At 71.7% G+C, this 14660-nt stretch carries 17 protein-coding genes and 1 tRNA gene; 8 read left to right on the plus strand and 10 right to left on the minus strand.

Going from position 1 to position 14660, the window contains the following annotated elements:
- Window positions 1-2 precede the first annotated feature (2 nt).
- From ACFXGI_RS04245 to ACFXGI_RS04270, 6 genes are all read right to left on the minus strand, one after another.
- A complete protein-coding gene (locus ACFXGI_RS04245; RefSeq protein ID WP_384703019.1) occupies window positions 3-1073 on the minus strand; it encodes a phosphotransferase family protein in 1071 nt (356 codons plus the stop codon).
- A gap of 134 nt (window positions 1074-1207) precedes the next feature.
- Complete coding sequence (locus ACFXGI_RS04250) at window positions 1208-2119, minus strand: MBL fold metallo-hydrolase (protein ID WP_384703022.1); 912 nt, start codon at window positions 2117-2119, stop codon at window positions 1208-1210.
- Window positions 2120-2193: 74 nt separating this feature from the next.
- Window positions 2194-2490, minus strand: a complete 297-nt coding sequence (locus tag ACFXGI_RS04255; RefSeq protein WP_384703025.1) for a hypothetical protein — start codon at window positions 2488-2490, stop codon at window positions 2194-2196.
- Window positions 2491-2573: 83 nt separating this feature from the next.
- Window positions 2574-2894: a DUF202 domain-containing protein gene (locus ACFXGI_RS04260; protein WP_384703028.1), complete on the minus strand. Its 321-nt coding sequence runs from the start codon at window positions 2892-2894 to the stop codon at window positions 2574-2576.
- Window positions 2891-3289, minus strand: coding sequence for a YidH family protein (locus ACFXGI_RS04265; RefSeq protein ID WP_384703031.1), 399 nt, complete (start codon window positions 3287-3289; stop codon window positions 2891-2893). The genes ACFXGI_RS04260 and ACFXGI_RS04265 overlap by 4 nt, the downstream gene beginning before the upstream one ends.
- 9 nt (window positions 3290-3298) lie before the next feature.
- Complete coding sequence (locus ACFXGI_RS04270) at window positions 3299-3820, minus strand: NUDIX hydrolase (RefSeq protein ID WP_384703034.1); 522 nt, start codon at window positions 3818-3820, stop codon at window positions 3299-3301.
- Between the two features lie 85 nt (window positions 3821-3905).
- On the opposite strand from ACFXGI_RS04270, the gene ACFXGI_RS04275 reads away from it, so the two are divergent.
- Complete coding sequence (locus ACFXGI_RS04275; RefSeq protein ID WP_384703037.1) at window positions 3906-5555, plus strand: FAD-binding dehydrogenase; 1650 nt, start codon at window positions 3906-3908, stop codon at window positions 5553-5555.
- A gap of 4 nt (window positions 5556-5559) precedes the next feature.
- Here the strand turns inward: ACFXGI_RS04275 and ACFXGI_RS04280 are convergent, their stop codons facing one another.
- Window positions 5560-5907, minus strand: coding sequence for an ASCH domain-containing protein (locus ACFXGI_RS04280; protein WP_384703040.1), 348 nt, complete (start codon window positions 5905-5907; stop codon window positions 5560-5562).
- A gap of 140 nt (window positions 5908-6047) precedes the next feature.
- Here ACFXGI_RS04280 and ACFXGI_RS04285 point away from each other — a divergent pair, with 140 nt between their 5' ends.
- From ACFXGI_RS04285 to ACFXGI_RS04295, 3 genes are all read left to right on the plus strand, one after another.
- The gene (locus ACFXGI_RS04285; protein WP_384703043.1) at window positions 6048-6995 is read left to right on the plus strand and encodes a hypothetical protein; all 948 of its coding nucleotides are present in this window, start codon (window positions 6048-6050) and stop codon (window positions 6993-6995) included.
- Between the two features lie 85 nt (window positions 6996-7080).
- On the plus strand, window positions 7081-8625 hold the full coding sequence (locus tag ACFXGI_RS04290) for an APC family permease (RefSeq protein ID WP_384703046.1): 1545 nt from the start codon (window positions 7081-7083) through the stop codon (window positions 8623-8625).
- A gap of 232 nt (window positions 8626-8857) precedes the next feature.
- Window positions 8858-10294 (plus strand): amino acid permease, encoded by a 1437-nt coding sequence (locus tag ACFXGI_RS04295; RefSeq protein ID WP_384703049.1) that lies wholly within the window; start codon window positions 8858-8860, stop codon window positions 10292-10294.
- Window positions 10295-10373: 79 nt separating this feature from the next.
- On the opposite strand, the gene ACFXGI_RS04300 is transcribed toward ACFXGI_RS04295, so the two are convergent.
- Together ACFXGI_RS04300 and ACFXGI_RS04305 are read right to left on the minus strand one after the other, a co-directional pair.
- Window positions 10374-10733 carry a zinc ribbon domain-containing protein YjdM gene (locus ACFXGI_RS04300; RefSeq protein WP_384703052.1) on the minus strand — a complete coding sequence of 120 codons (360 nt, stop codon included), beginning with the start codon at window positions 10731-10733 and terminating at the stop codon, window positions 10374-10376.
- Between the two features lie 73 nt (window positions 10734-10806).
- A tRNA-Leu gene (locus ACFXGI_RS04305) sits at window positions 10807-10891 on the minus strand.
- Window positions 10892-11059: 168 nt separating this feature from the next.
- Here ACFXGI_RS04305 and ACFXGI_RS04310 point away from each other — a divergent pair.
- The 3 genes from ACFXGI_RS04310 (at window position 11060) to ACFXGI_RS04320 (ending at window position 13650) form a co-directional block, all read left to right on the plus strand.
- Window positions 11060-12385: a M20/M25/M40 family metallo-hydrolase gene (locus tag ACFXGI_RS04310; protein ID WP_030860323.1), complete on the plus strand. Its 1326-nt coding sequence runs from the start codon at window positions 11060-11062 to the stop codon at window positions 12383-12385.
- Window positions 12386-12515: 130 nt separating this feature from the next.
- Window positions 12516-12749, plus strand: a complete 234-nt coding sequence (gene chpH / locus ACFXGI_RS04315) for a chaplin ChpH (protein WP_384703055.1) — start codon at window positions 12516-12518, stop codon at window positions 12747-12749.
- Window positions 12750-12846: 97 nt separating this feature from the next.
- The gene (locus ACFXGI_RS04320; RefSeq protein WP_384703058.1) at window positions 12847-13650 is read left to right on the plus strand and encodes a chaplin family protein; all 804 of its coding nucleotides are present in this window, start codon (window positions 12847-12849) and stop codon (window positions 13648-13650) included.
- Between the two features lie 88 nt (window positions 13651-13738).
- Here ACFXGI_RS04320 and ACFXGI_RS04325 read toward each other — a convergent pair whose 3' ends face one another.
- Complete coding sequence (locus ACFXGI_RS04325) at window positions 13739-13927, minus strand: DUF5703 family protein (protein ID WP_030860319.1); 189 nt, start codon at window positions 13925-13927, stop codon at window positions 13739-13741.
- A gap of 47 nt (window positions 13928-13974) precedes the next feature.
- On the opposite strand from ACFXGI_RS04325, the gene ACFXGI_RS04330 reads away from it, so the two are divergent.
- On the plus strand, window positions 13975-14646 hold the full coding sequence (locus ACFXGI_RS04330) for a hypothetical protein (protein WP_384703061.1): 672 nt from the start codon (window positions 13975-13977) through the stop codon (window positions 14644-14646).
- The last annotated feature ends 14 nt before the right edge of the window (window positions 14647-14660 follow it).

Consider the following 14660-nt stretch of genomic DNA (forward strand, 5'->3'; position numbering starts at 1 on the left):
TCTCAGCCTTCCTGGCCGTTTTCGAAGGGCTGGAGGCCCTGGAGGGTGGTCAGACCGTGCTCGATGAACACCGGGACCAGATCGCCGATCCGGTCGAAGCCCGCGCCCACCGTCTGCCCGAGCGTGTAGCGGTAGTGGATGCCCTCGAGGATCACGGCGAGCTTGAACCAGGCGAAGGCGGTGTACCAGGCGATCGCGCCGGTGTCCCGCCCGGAGCGGGCGGCGTACCTCTCGATCAGCTCGGCCGGCGTCGGGTGGCCGGGAGCGCCGCTCGTCGTGCTGACCGGGGAGTCCGTCAGCCCCAGGTCCGAGCTGTACATCACCAGCAGCCCGAGATCGGTCAGCGGATCCCCGAGCGTGGACATCTCCCAGTCCAGCACCGCCCGGATCGTGTCGTCCGGGCCGCCGATCAGTACGTTGTCCAGGCGGAAATCCCCGTGCACCACGGTCGGGGCCGGGGAGACGGGGAGCGAGCGGCCGAGCGCGGCGTGCAGCTCGTCGATGCCCGCGAGCTCACGCCCCCGGGAGGCGTCGAGCTGCTTGCCCCAGCGCCGCAGCTGCCGGTCGAGGAAGCCCTCGGGGCGGCCGAAGTCGGCCAGGCCCACCGCCTGCGGATCCACCGCGTGCAGGTCGACCAGGGTGTCCACCAGACCCAGCACCGCCCGCCGGGTCCGCTCGGGCCCGAGCCCGGCGAGCTGGCCGGCGCTGCGGTACGGGACCCCGTCCACGTACTCCATCACGTAGAAGGGCGCCCCGAGGACCGACTCGTCGTCGCACAGGAGCACCGGCTCGGGCACCGGCACGGCCGTGCCGTGCAGCGCCCGGATGACCCGGTGCTCGCGCTTCATGTCGTGTGCCGTGGCCAGGACGTGCCCGAGCGGAGGGCGGCGCACCACCCAGCGGCCGGCCCCGTCGGTGATCTCGTACGTGAGGTTCGACCGCCCTCCTTCGATCAGCCGACCGTGCAGCGCCCCGGCCACGAGCCCGGGCCGCGCCCGGTCGAGATGGCCGCGCAGCCGCTCCAGGTCGAGGCCCCGGGGGCCGGGCGAAGCGGACTCTGACGCTGAGGTCATGGTGCGCACCTCCGTGCGGAGTGGACGAGAAGGAACGAACGAGTGCCATCATGCCGACCAGTCGGTATGTCGTCCAGTGCGCACGGCGAACGAGTGCGGGCCGGAGGGGGGTCCCCTCCGGCCCGCACCCCGGCTCACGCGTGGCAGAGGATCGGCGTCCCGCCGTTCATCACCGTCATGTCCTGGAGCACCGCCAGTATGTCCAGCGGCGCCCCCTCCGGTCCCCCGGCGAGCTCCGCGTACGCCCGGTGCAGGTTCGCCACCAGCCGCTCGCTCTCCCGCCAGGCCGCGAACTCGCCGAGATCGGCCTCGCGCGCCGCCTCCAGCGGGCTCAGCCCCTTGGCCCGGCCCTCCCGGGCCAGCTCGGCCACGTACCGCAGGTAGCGCTCGGTGGCCTCGTACGCCGACGGGTCCGTCAGCGGCCCGTGCCCCGGTACGACGGTCTCCGCGCCCAGCGAGCGCAGCAGCTCCAGCGCCCGCAGCGAACCGGCCAGCGAGCCCATCGCCAGGAAGGGCGTGCCCTCGGCGAAGACCAGGTCGCCGGTGAAGACGATGCCCTGCCGCGGCAGGAACACGATCGAGTCCCCGGTGGTGTGCGCGACGCCGGGGTGGATGACCCGGACCTCCGTCTCGCCGAGGTGGAAGGTCATCCGGTCGTTGTACGTGAGGTCCGGCGCGGTGATCTCGACCGAGCCGAAATCGGTGGCCGGCCAGATCAGTTCCAGCTGGTGCCCGGCCGCGATCTGTTCGGTGCGCGCGTTGTCGTGCCCGAGGATCAGCGCCTCGGGGGCGAAGACGGCGTTGCCGTACGTGTGGTCGCCGTGGTGGTGGGTGTTGACCACCGTGCGCGGCAGCGGCACCCCGGCCGCCACGACCGCCTCGCGCAGGGCCAGGGCCCGCCGCTCGGTGGCCGCGGTGTCGATGAGCAGGGTCCGGCCGCCGTCGCTCACGAAGCCGGCGTTGTTCAGGCACCAGCCGCCGTCCGGCTGGACGTAGGCGTACACCCCGGTCGCGGGCTGGACGAGGTACGGCTCTTCGGCGGTCATGCGTGCTCTCCCCGGGTCGCTCTGACAAGCGGTCAGCATCCTGCCAGTCGCGGCGGCGCCGGGGGAGGGCGGGGTCAGTGGTCGTCGTAGTGGCCGTCGTGCTCGGCGTGCCGGTGCCCGTCGTGCACGTAGTCCACGTGGTCGCCGTGCTGCACCGCCTCGTGCCCGCAGGCCGGCCCGTGGGCGTGGTCGTGGTCCTCGTGGGCGGCGTGCCCCGCGGGCTCGCACTCGTCCCAGTGCCCCGCGTGCTCGCGGTGCAGATGGCCGTCGTGCGCGTAGTCGACGTGGTCCCTGTGGGAGACCTCGGTGTGCCCGCAGTCGGGGCCGTGGGCGTGCGCGTGGGTGGAGTGTTCCCGGTGCATGGTCGTCATGGCGCCGAGGCTAATGCGGAACATCCCTTATCGCCCGTTCTGTTCCGGGCGGCGCGGACAAGCCGGATCATCCGACAGGCAGCTCAGAAGATGACCGCCACCGCGAACACGGACAGCGCCACCGTGCACGCCACCGCCGCCAGCGCCACCCGCGGCGCGAGCCCCGGTGGCCGGGCCGCCGCCAGCTGCCGCACCCGGCGGTGCGCGATCGCCAGGAACGCCAGCCAGATCAGCACGATCACCGCCGCCCCGAGCACCTCCACCGCGGAGCCCGACCCGCGCAGCGCCGTCCGCAGGGCCAGCACCGCCGTCACCGAGCACGCCAGCGTCGTACGCCGCCACGCCAGCCGGGTCCGCTCGGGCTGCAGCCCCGCGTCGCGGCCCGCCGCACCCGAGGCCGTCACGGCCGGCTCGTCCAGCCCATCAGCACCACCAGCACCATCGACACCGCGACCAGCCCCACCCCCAGGCTCAGCACCACCGGGAACCGGGAGATCGGCAGGTCCTCGCCCCGCCGCATCGCCCGCTCGCACCGCACCCAGTGGTTCACCGCCCGCAGCGCGCACGCGGCGCCCACCGCGAGCAGCGCGAGGGACATCCCGACCCGCACCCCCCAGCGCAGGTCCGGCAGGAACTGGTCCACCGCGAATCCGCCGCCCACCAGGGCGAGCGCGGTCCGGATCCAGGCCAGGAAGGTCCGCTCGTTGGCGAGCGAGAACCGGTAGTCGGGGGTCGCGCCCTCGTCCCTCACCCGCTGCGGCGCGAACCACAGGCGCACGTCCTTGACGAAGTCGATCACCCCGTCAATCTACTGGTGACGCTGCCGGTGCGCGCGCAGCCGCCGGTACGCCTCCAGTCCGTCCGGCACCCACTCCCACCCACCGTCCGCGACCCGCCCCGCCAGCTCCTCCTCGAAGAGCCACGTGTGCCAGGCCACCTCCGATTCCTGAGGCCGCACCGGCAGCTCGCAGCGCACCTCGTGCACGTACGACCACCAGGCTCCGCCCGGCCCCTCGTACAGGAACTTGAACAGCGGCGCCGGCTGCGCCAGCCCCACGACGCCCAGCTCCTCCCCGGCCTCCCGCAGCGCGGCCTCGGCGTAGCTCTCGCCCGCGCCGACCACCCCGCCCACGAACATGTCGTACGCGGAGGGGAAGACCAGCTTCGACGCCGTCCGCCGGTGCACGAAGATCCGTCCCCGCGCGTCCCTGGCCTGTACGAACACGCACCGGTGGAGCAGTCCGCCCGCGTACACCTCGCCCCGCGGCGCCCGCCCCGTCACCCGGTCGTCCCGGTCCACCACGTCCAGCACTTCGTCAGCAGCACTCACGCGGCTCATCCAACCACCGCTGTTGACTGGTTACCGCTCCGTAGCCAAGGATCTGCCCCACCACCGACCGGAGGACGGGTTCGCCATGACGTACGACGCAGACGTGATCGTGATCGGGGCGGGGCTCGCCGGCCTCGTGGCCACCGCCGAGCTCGTCGACGCGGGCCGCAAGGTCATCCTGCTCGACCAGGAGCCCGAGCAGTCGATCGGCGGACAGGCGCACTGGTCCTTCGGCGGGCTGTTCTTCGTCGACTCGCCCGAACAGCGGAGGATGCGGATCAAGGACAGCCGCGAGCTCGCCCTCCAGGACTGGCGCGGCACCGCCGGCTTCGACCGCGAGGAGGACGCCTGGCCGCGCCGCTGGGCCGAGGCGTACGTCGACTTCGCGGCCGGTGAGAAGCGTCCCTGGCTGCACGCCCGGGGCGTCCGCTTCTTCCCGGTGGTCGGCTGGGCCGAACGCGGCGGCTACGACGCCAACGGCCACGGCAACTCCGTACCCCGCTTCCACATCACCTGGGGCACCGGACCCGGCCTCGTCGCCCCCTTCGAGCGGCGGGTCCGCGCCGGGGTGGCCCGCGGCCTGGTGCGGCTCTGCTTCCGCCACCGGGTCACCGGGCTCGCCCGGACGGCCGGCGCCCTGGACACCGTGACCGGCGAGATCCTGGAGCCCTCGGACGCCGTACGGGGCACCGCGAGCGGCCGCGAGAGCACCGGGGCGTTCTCCCTCCGGGCCCAGGCGGTGATCGTGACCAGCGGCGGCATCGGCGGCAACCACGACCTCGTGCGCAGGCAGTGGCCGCAGCGGCTCGCCGCCCCGCCGCAGCGGATGCTCTCCGGGGTCCCGGCGCACGTGGACGGCCTGATGCTCGGCATAGCGGAGGAGGCCGGGGCCAGCCACAAGGACCGGATGTGGCACTACACCGAGGGCATCGAGAACTGGAACCCGATCTGGGCCAGGCACGGCATCCGCATCCTGCCCGGCCCGTCCTCGCTCTGGCTCGACGCCACCGGCAAGCGGCTGCCCGTACCGCTCTTCCCCGGGTTCGACACCCTCGGCACCCTCGACCACATCATGAAGACCGGCCACGACCACACCTGGTTCGTGCTCAACCAGCGCATCATCGGCAAGGAGTTCGGCCTCTCCGGCTCCGAGCAGAACCCGGACCTGACCGGCAAGTCGGTCCGCGACGTCATCGACCGGGCGCGCCAGGCCGTACCGGGGCCGGTGAAGGCCTTCATGGAACACGGCGCGGACTTCGTCGTCGAACGCGACCTCGCCTCGCTGGTGCGCGGCATGAACGCGGTCACCAAGGAAGACCTGCTCGACGAGGAGACCGTCCGCCGGGAGGTCGTGGCCCGGGACCGGGAGATCGCCAACCCCTTCACCAAGGACCTCCAGGTGACGGCCATCCACGGCGCCCGCAGGTACCTCGGCGACAAGCTGATCCGCACCGCCGCCCCGCACCGGATCCTCGACCCGAAGGCGGGCCCGCTGATCGCCGTACGGCTCTCCATCCTGACCCGCAAGTCCCTGGGCGGCCTGGAGACCGACCTGTCGTCCCGGGTCCTCACCGGGTCGGGCGAACCGCTGCCCGGCCTGTACGCGGCGGGTGAGGCGGCCGGCTTCGGCGGCGGCGGGGTCCACGGCTACCGCGCCCTGGAGGGAACCTTCCTGGGCGGCTGCATCTTCTCGGGCCGCGCGGCCGGCCGCGCCGCGGCCGAGGCGGTGGGCTGACCCCTCAGGGGATCGGGAGTATCTCGACGACCCGGAAGCGTTCCGCGACGACCGGCGTGTCGTCGGCCACCGTGAACTCCGGGTCGCCGAGCACCTCCCGGATCTGCGGACCGTGCCAGTACCGCTCGTGCGCAGCGCGCCATTCGGCCACGGACCTGTACCCCTCGCCCTCGTCCAGCGCGTGCGCGAGGTCCACCTCCGCGAGCGGCAGCACCCGTACGCCCGTCACCTCCAGGACGGCCACCGGACGCTCCGCGGAGTCCATGACCGCCATCCGCTCGCTCACCACCGGCAGCGGATCGCCCACGACGGTCGCCGCCGCGGTGGCCGCGAACGAGTTGAATCGCGCCAACTGTCCTCATCTCCACACCAGTTGAAACGCGCCACGCAGTGGACTGGACCTTGACGCGGAGCTGTGCGTACCGGTTTGCTGTGCGTGATCATCCAGCCAAACCGTCCGCCCGCGCCCGTGTTCTGGAGGGAAACCCGCGGATGTCCCCGCCTCCGCCGCCCCTCGGCCGCGCCCGCAAGCGGGACGCCCAGCTCTTCGACCCGGCCCTGTGCGACACCGAACTGGTCGACGTGCGGTCCCAGTTCACCCAGGGCCGGTGGGCCAAGGCCCGCTCCCTCCTCGTCACCACCGGCGACGACTGGGACCGCCGCGGCCACCGCCTCGTCGTGCTCGCCGAAACCCCGGCCGCCACCGCCTGGGCCCGCGAATGGCTGCTCGCCGAACCCGAGAGCCCCGACGCCGCCACCCTGCTCGCCTGCGCCGCCGTCTTCACCGCCCTGCGCCGCAAGGGCACCCCCGAGGCCGCCGAGGAGGCCTGCCGCCGGGCCGCCGCCCTGCTCCCCGCCGACCCCACCCCCTGGCTGGGGCTGCTCATGCTCACCCGTGCCTTCGGCACCGAGGAGGAGTTCAGCCGCCACTTCGACCAGGTCCGGGCCCGCCACCGCGAGCACCACCACGCCCACCACCTGATGGTCGCCAAGCTGGCCGAGCACACCCCCGCCGCCGGCCAGGACCCGCTCCACGAGGTCTACGACTTCGCCGCCTGGGCCGCCGAGGAGTCCCCGGCCGACTCCCCGCTCGCCGTCCTCCCGGTCATCGCCCACGCCGAGCGCTACCGGGTGCTCGCCGCCACCCCGGGCCGCACCCCCGACGGGGCAGCCGCCCACTGGTCGAGCCGCCGGGCCCGCCAGGTGCTGCGCTCCGCCTTCGACTGGTGGCTGGAGTGGGAGCGCGAGGACCACCCCCGCAACCGGGTCGACCTCAACTTCCTGGCCCACGCCAAGCTCTGCGAGGGCCGCCCGGCCGAAGCCGCCGCACTCTTCCACCGCATCGGCAGCCATGCCACCCCCGCCCCCTGGTCCTACCCGGACCTCGACCCGCACAAGGCCTTCCTCGCCGCCCGCAGCGTCGCGCTCGGCACGGCCTGAAGCGGCAGGGCTGCACAGCACCCCGCTCGACCGCACCCCCGCCCCGCACGACCTTCCCCCGGACCTTCCCCCGAAAGGACCCGCCATGGCGACGGGCAGATCCACCACGCTCGGCACCGCGCCCGAGATCCGCACCTACAAGGGCCAGGACCGCGCCCTGCGCGCCGACCGCCTCGGCACCGCCGGACTGCTGCTCTCCGTACTCGCCGCCAGTGCGCCCCTGATGGTGGTCGCCGGCGTGATGCCCACCACCTTCGGTGTCATGGGCATCGTCGGCCAGCCCCTGCTGTTCGTGATCCTCGGCGTCGTGCTCGCGCTCTTCGGCATCGGCTACGCCGAGATGAGCCGACACGTCCACAACGCCGGCGCCTTCTACGCGTACATCGCCCGCGGCCTCGGCCCCACCGCGGGCGCAGGCGCCTCCCTCGTCGCCCTCGTCGCGTACAGCGCCATGCAGGTAGGCGTCTACGGCATCCTCGGCTTCGAGGTCTCCGGCCTCTTCGCCACCTACCTCCGGATCGACCTCGCCTGGTGGATACCGGCCCTGGCGGCCGTCGCCCTCACCGGCGCGCTCGGCTGGCTCAAGATCGACCTCAATGCCAAGGTCCTCGGAGTCCTCCTCCTCATCGAGGTCGTCCTCGTCCTCGTCTTCGACATCGCCGCCCTCGGCAAGCCCGCCGCCGAAGGCATCTCGCTGCACGCCTTCAACCCCGAGACCCTGAGCGGACCCGGCCTCGGCACGGCCCTGTGCTTCTGCATCGCCGCCTTCGTCGGCTTCGAGCAGTCCCCGGTCTATGCCGAGGAGACCAGCAAGCCCCACATCGTCGTCTCCCGCGTGATGTTCCTGGCCGTCGGCTTCGTCGCCCTCTTCTTCGCGTTCAGCGCCTGGGCCCTCACCGTCGCCACCGGCCCCTCCGAGGTGGTCAAGAGCTCCGCCGAAGCCGGACCCGGCCTGCTCTTCCAGCTCACCGAGGCCCGCCTCGGCACCACCTTCACCGACGTCCTGCACGTCCTCTTCGTGACCGGCATGTTCGCCGCCATGCTCAGCTTCCACAACGTGGTGGCCCGCTACGCCTTCGCCATGGGCCGCGAGGGCCTGCTCCCGGCCGCCTTCGGACGGACCAACGCGGGCACCGGTGCCCCTGCCACCGGCTCGCTCCTGCAGACCGTCGTGTCCGTCCTCGTCGTCCTGGCCTTCGCCGTCACCGACGACAAGCCGGCCGGGGACCCCACCACGCCCGTCCTGCACCTGTTCACCTGGATGGGCAACGTCGGCGCCCTCGGCGTGACCCTCCTCATGGCCGCCGCCTCCTTCGCCGTCATCGCCTTCTTCGTCCGCCGCGGCACCGCCGGCGCCCAGATCTGGCGGCTCGTCGCGGCCGGTGCCGCAGGGATCGCCCTGCTCGCCATCGCCGTCTACACGGTGAAGGACTTCGACGTCCTGGTCGCCGCCGAGAAGGGCTCCGCGCTCAGCTGGGTCCTGCCCGGGATCATCGGCGCGTCCGCCGCGGGCGGACTGCTGTACGGGGCCGTCCTGCGCGGCCGCCACCCCGAGGTGCACGCCCGCATCGGCCTCGGCAACGAGGCCTTCCGCCTCGACCAGGCCGCGGAGGCCGACCCCCGCACCTGAGGTCCGCTGCTGCGAGCCGCTGCCTCGCTTTCCAGTGCATGCATTGCCCCCGGCATCCGTTTCCATGGTCGCCGGGGGTTTCTGCGTGGGGAGGCCGGGTTTTGGCCAGGGCCGGGGCTCATGGTCTCCTGGGGCGACAAAAACCACCGGAACCCCGCACAGGTGACACCACCCAGCTCCCCTGCACGGCGGTCCGGGTCTGCCTGTCCCACCCACGAAGGCGAAGTCCTACATGAGTGACCGCACCTTGACCGAGGCCCCCGCCCCGGCGTCCTCCCGCCACGTCGACGCCGGTGACGAGGGGTACAGCAAGGACCTCAAGTCCCGCCACATCAACATGATCGCCATCGGCGGGGCGATAGGCACCGGCCTGTTCCTGGGCGCCGGAGGCCGGCTCGCCAACGCGGGCCCCTCCCTCGCGATCGCCTACGCGGTGTGCGGCATCTTCGCCTTCTTCGTCGTCCGGGCCCTCGGCGAGCTCGTGCTCTACCGCCCCTCCTCCGGCGCGTTCGTCTCCTACGCGCGCGAGTTCATGGGGGAGAAGGGCGCCTACACGGCCGGCTGGCTGTACTTCCTGAACTGGTCCACGACCACCGTGGCCGACATCACCGCCGCCGCGACCTACGCGCACTTCTGGTCCATGTTCACCAGCGTCCCGCAGTGGGTCCTCGCCCTGATCGCCCTCGCCGTGGTCCTCACCGCGAACCTGATCTCGGTGAAGTACTTCGGCGAGATGGAGTTCTGGTTCTCCCTGGTCAAGGTCGCGGCCCTGGGCATCTTCCTGCTCGTCGGCATCTACCTGGTCGTCACCGGCCACCCGATCGACGGCCACACCCCCGGCCTGTCCTCCATCACCGACAACGGCGGCATCTTCCCGTCCGGCATGCTCCCGATGCTCCTGCTGCTCCAGGGCGTGGTCTTCGCGTACGCCTCCGTCGAGCTGTGCGGAGTCGCCGCCGGCGAGACCGAGAACCTCGAGAAGATCATGCCGAAGGCGATCAACTCGATCATGTGGCGCGTCGGCCTCTTCTACGTCGGCTCGGTGATCCTGCTGGCGCTGCTGCTCCCGTACACCTCGTACTCCTCGGACCAGAGCCCCTTCGTCACCGTCTTCGACAAGCTGGGCGTCCCCGGCGCCGCCGGCGTCATGAACCTGGTCGTCCTGACCGCCGCGCTCTCCAGCCTGAACTCCGGGCTCTACTCCACCGGCCGCATCCTGCGCTCGATGGCCATGTCCGGCTCCGCGCCGAAGTTCACCGCCCGCATGAACAAGGGCAAGGTCCCCTACGGCGGCGTGCTCTTCACCGCCGCCTTCGGCCTCGCCGGTGTCGGCCTGAACTACCTGATGCCGAAGGACGCCTTCGAGCTCGTCCTGAACTTCGCCTCGCTGGGCATCCTCGGCACCTGGGCGATGGTCATGATCTGCTCGCTCTTCTTCTGGCGCCGCGCGCAGGAGGGCAGCCTGGAGCGCCCGTCCTACCGCCTGCCCTGGGCCCCGTACACGCAGATCGTCACGCTGGCGTTCCTGGTCGCCGTACTGGTCCTGATGTGGTGCGACGGCGGCGTCGGCCGCACCACGGTCCTGTGGGTCCCCGTCATCGGTGCCGCCCTCGTCGGCGGCTGGTTCCTGGTCCGCCGCCGCGTGGCGGAGATCGCCGCGAACCGCTGACCGACCCCGGACGCCCGCCGCCAAGCAGAAGGACCCCGCCCGAGGGCGGGGTCCTTCTGCTGTGTCGTGAGGCTTTGGATCAGGCCTTCTTGACCACGCCGGACTTCAGCTGCATGGCACCGAAGCCCTCGATCCTGCAGTCGATGTCGTGGCCGTCCACACCGTCGATGAGCCGGATGTTGCGCACCTTCGTGCCCGCCTTGATCCCGGACGGGCTGCCCTTGACCTTGAGGGCCTTGACCACGGTCACGCTGTCGCCGTCGCTGAGCACGTTGCCCACGGCGTCCTTGACGACCTTCTCGCCGGAACCCTCCCCGGCCTGCGCACCGCCCTCGGCGGGAACCCATTCGTGGCCGCACTCGGGGCACACCACGAGGGCGTTCATCTCGTAGGTGTACTCACAGGAGCATTTCGGGCAAGGGGGAAGGTTCTCGATCACGGCTTCAGGGTAGCCGCAGCGAGAACAGGCCGGACAACGCGAAGAACCCCACCGAAGTGGGGTTCTCGCTCTGTGTCCGAGGGGGGACTTGAACCCCCACGCCCGATAAAGGGCACTAGCACCTCAAGCTAGCGCGTCTGCCATTCCGCCACCCGGACAAGGTATCTGTCTCGCGTCCCTCGCGGGCCGTTCCGACGTGGAAAACATTACCAAACATTCCGGGGTCCTCGATCACACCCCCCGACGGCCGAGGATCCCCTTGGGGAGAGCGGGGTGAAGCGGGAGGATGGGGAGGCAGTCGGTACCGATCAGTGGGAGGAAGCAGCGTGAGCGAGTCGAGCGCGGGCAGGACCGTCTCGGGCGAGGACGAGGTCGTCGACCTCTGCCGGGACCTCATCCGGATCGACACCAGCAACTACGGGGACCACTCCGGTCCCGGGGAGCGCAAGGCGGCCGAGTGGGTCGCCGAGAAGCTCGCCGAGGTCGGGCTGGAGCCGCAGATCTTCGAGTCCCACAAGGGGCGCGCCTCGACCGTCGCGCGCATCGAGGGGGAGGACCCGTCGCGGCCGGCCCTGCTGATCCACGGGCACACCGACGTGGTCCCGGCCAACGCGGCCGACTGGACGTACGACCCCTTCTCGGGCGAGATCGCCGACGGCTGCGTGTGGGGCCGCGGGGCCGTCGACATGAAGGACATGGACGCGATGACGCTGGCCGTCGTGCGCGACCGTCTGCGCAGCGGCCGCAAGCCCCCGCGGGACATCGTGCTGGCCTTCCTCGCGGACGAGGAGGCGGGCGGCGTGTTCGGCGCCCGGCACCTCGTGGACAAGCACCCCGGGCTCTTCGACGGGGTCACCGAGGCGATCGGCGAGGTCGGCGGCTTCTCGTTCACCGTCAACGAGAACCTGCGGCTGTACCTGGTGGAGACCGCCCAGAAGGGTATGCACTGGATGCGGCTCACGGTGGAGGGCACCGCGGGCCACGGCTCGATGACGAACAACGACAACGCCATCACGGAGCTCTGCGAGGCCGTGGGCCGCCTCGGCCGCCACCAGTGGCCGGTGAGGGTCACCAAGACCGTACGGAGCTTCCTGGACGAGCTCTCGGACGCACTCGGCACCCCGCTCGACCCGGACGACATGGACGCGACCCTCGCCAAGCTCGGCGGCATCGCCAAGATGGTCGGCGCGACCCTGCGCAACTCGGCGGCCCCGACCATGCTCGGCGCCGGCTACAAGGTCAACGTCATCCCGGGCCAGGCCACCGCGCACGTCGACGGCCGCTTCCTGCCCGGCTACGAGGACGAGTTCTTCGCCGACCTGGACCGGATCCTCGGGCCGCGCGTGAAGTACGAGGACGTGCACGGGGACAGGGCGCTGGAGACGGACTTCGACGGGAAGCTCGTCGACGCCATGCAGGGCGCCCTCAAGGCCGAGGACCCGATCGCGCGGGCGGTCCCGTACATGCTCTCCGGCGGTACGGACGCGAAGTCCTTCGACGACCTCGGCATCCGCTGCTTCGGGTTCGCCCCGCTGCAGCTGCCGCCGGAGCTGGACTTCGCCGGGATGTTCCACGGAGTGGACGAGCGGGTGCCGGTCGACGGGCTGAAGTTCGGCGTGCGTGTGCTGGACCGATTCATCGACAACTGCTGAGAATCGGCAAGGTGTGCGTTTCTCACTGGGAAGAGTGAATGCACTCATACGCTCGTAGCCCTGGTGATGCCTCCTCGTTACAGGTGGTGCGGTCCGCGGCTGGGACCGCAATTGCCAACTAGGAGGAACAATGTTCAAGAAGGTTGTAGCTGCTGCGGCTGCCACTGGTGGTCTGGTTCTCGCGGGTGCGGGCCTGGCCCAGGCCGACGCGGGTGCCCAGGGTGCGGCCATCGGCTCCCCGGGCGTTCTGTCCGGCAACGTCGTCCAGGTCCCGGTCCACGTTCCCGTGAACGTCTGCGGTAACACGGTCAACATCATCGGCCTGCTGAACCCGGCCTTCGGCAACACCTGCGTCAACGCCTGACGTTTCTGAAGTCTTGGGCCCCGGAGCGCATTCCAGCGCTCCGGGGCCGCCGGGCTTCAGGGCCCGGCCGTTCGTACATCGCAGGGGGACAAACGCAATGCGACGACAGGCAGCGGTCACCAGGAAGACCCTGATCACCATGGCGGCGGCGGGGGGTGTGCTCGCGCTGGGTGGGGGTTACGCACACGCGGACTCCGGCACGTCCGGCCATGCCGTGAACTCTCCGGGCGTGGCGTCCGGGAACTCCGACCACGTACCCGTGGATGCTCCGGTGAACATCTGCGGCAACACCATCTCGGTGGTGGGGCTGCTCAACCCGGCCTTCGGGAACCGGTGTTCCAACGACTCGGCCACGCCGAACCACCCCGGTCACCCGGGGCACCCGGGCAACCCCGGCCACCCGGCCGAGCCCGATGAGCCGGACGAGCCGTGCGACGAGGACGAACCGCACCACCCGGGCCACCCCGGCAACCCGGGCCACCCCGGCACTCCTGGCAACCCCGGGACTCCCGGCAACCCCGGAACCCCGGGCACGCCCGGTCAGCCCGGCACTCCGGGCACGCCCGGCAACCCCGGCCAGCCCGGCACTCCTGGCACTCCGGGCAACCCCGGAACCCCGGGCAACCCCGGCCAGCCCGGCAACCCCGGCACTCCGGGCAACCCCGGAACCCCCGGCCAGCCCGGCAACCCGGGTACACCCGGCAACCCAGGTACGCCCACCGGGCCCGGCGCGGGCGGTCTCACGCCCGTCACCCACCCCGGCCAGGGGATCGCGCCGGCCCAGCAGGCCGGACTCGCCGCCACCGGCGCGGGAGACGTCCTCGGCGTGGGCCTTCCGCTCGCCGCGGGCACACTGCTGGCGGGGGCCGTGCTCTACCGGCGCGCCCGCAACGCCGCCTGACGGGCGGCGGCGGCCGTACGGCGCGGGCCCCGATCCGGGGCCCGCGTCACCCGTCCCGCGTCACCCGTCCCGCGTCACCCGTCCCGCGTCACCAGGTGGCGCGGACCTGACGGATGATCCTCCGGCGCAGCCGTACCCGGCGGCTGCCGTCCCGGTACAGCGCCAGCCGGTCGATCTCCCAGTTCCCGTACTCGGCATGGTCGGTGAGCAGGCGGGTCGCCTCCTTGCGGGGCACACCGCGGGGCACGTACACGTCGACAAATTCGTATTCCGGCATCGCATCTATTGTGCGGGCAGAGCCCTGCTACGGATAGCGTCTGCACTATGTCTGATGCCGCTCTGCCCAGTGTTGCCGAGGTACGCGCCGCCGCCGAGGCGGTCAAGGCCGCTCTCGACCGCCACCTCGCCGCGGTCGAGAGCAGGATCGGGGACGAGGACCCGGCCGTCTACGCCGCCTTCAACGAACTCGCCGCCGCCGCCGAGGAGTACGACGAGCTCCTCTACGACCGCTACGACGAGGTCACCCCGTTCGAGATCCCCACGCCCGAGGACGGTGTCCCGTACACCGGCCCGGCGGAGCCCGCGGCCTTCAGCGTGCTCATCCGCCGTGACTACGCCGTCGTCGAACCGCCGAGGCTGATCGCCCAGGCCGAGCGCGTCGCTGCGCACGACCGCGAGGCCGAGCTCGCCCTCGACGGTGGTACCGCCGGTGCGCTGGGCGTGCTCTTCGGGGAGTACGAGCCCGACGAGATCGCCTCCCGCTACAAGGAGTTCGGCCTGGAGGAGGGGGACTCCACGCTCTGGATCGCGGCCTCGGAGGAGGTGACGGAGCCGGGGGAGTGGCTGGGCTCGCCCTTCGGGCACACCGATCCGCAGGACGTACTGCACCGGTTCGACGTCAGCTCCGTCTTCGACGAGGAGACCGACGACTTCGACGGGGACGAGGAAGAGGGCGCGGGCGGCCAGGCGGCCCGGCCCGGCCTGACCCCCGCCTGATCCCGTTCCGCGCA

Source organism: Streptomyces sp. NPDC059355 (assembly GCF_042752335.1).
GTDB lineage: Bacteria > Actinomycetota > Actinomycetes > Streptomycetales > Streptomycetaceae > Streptomyces.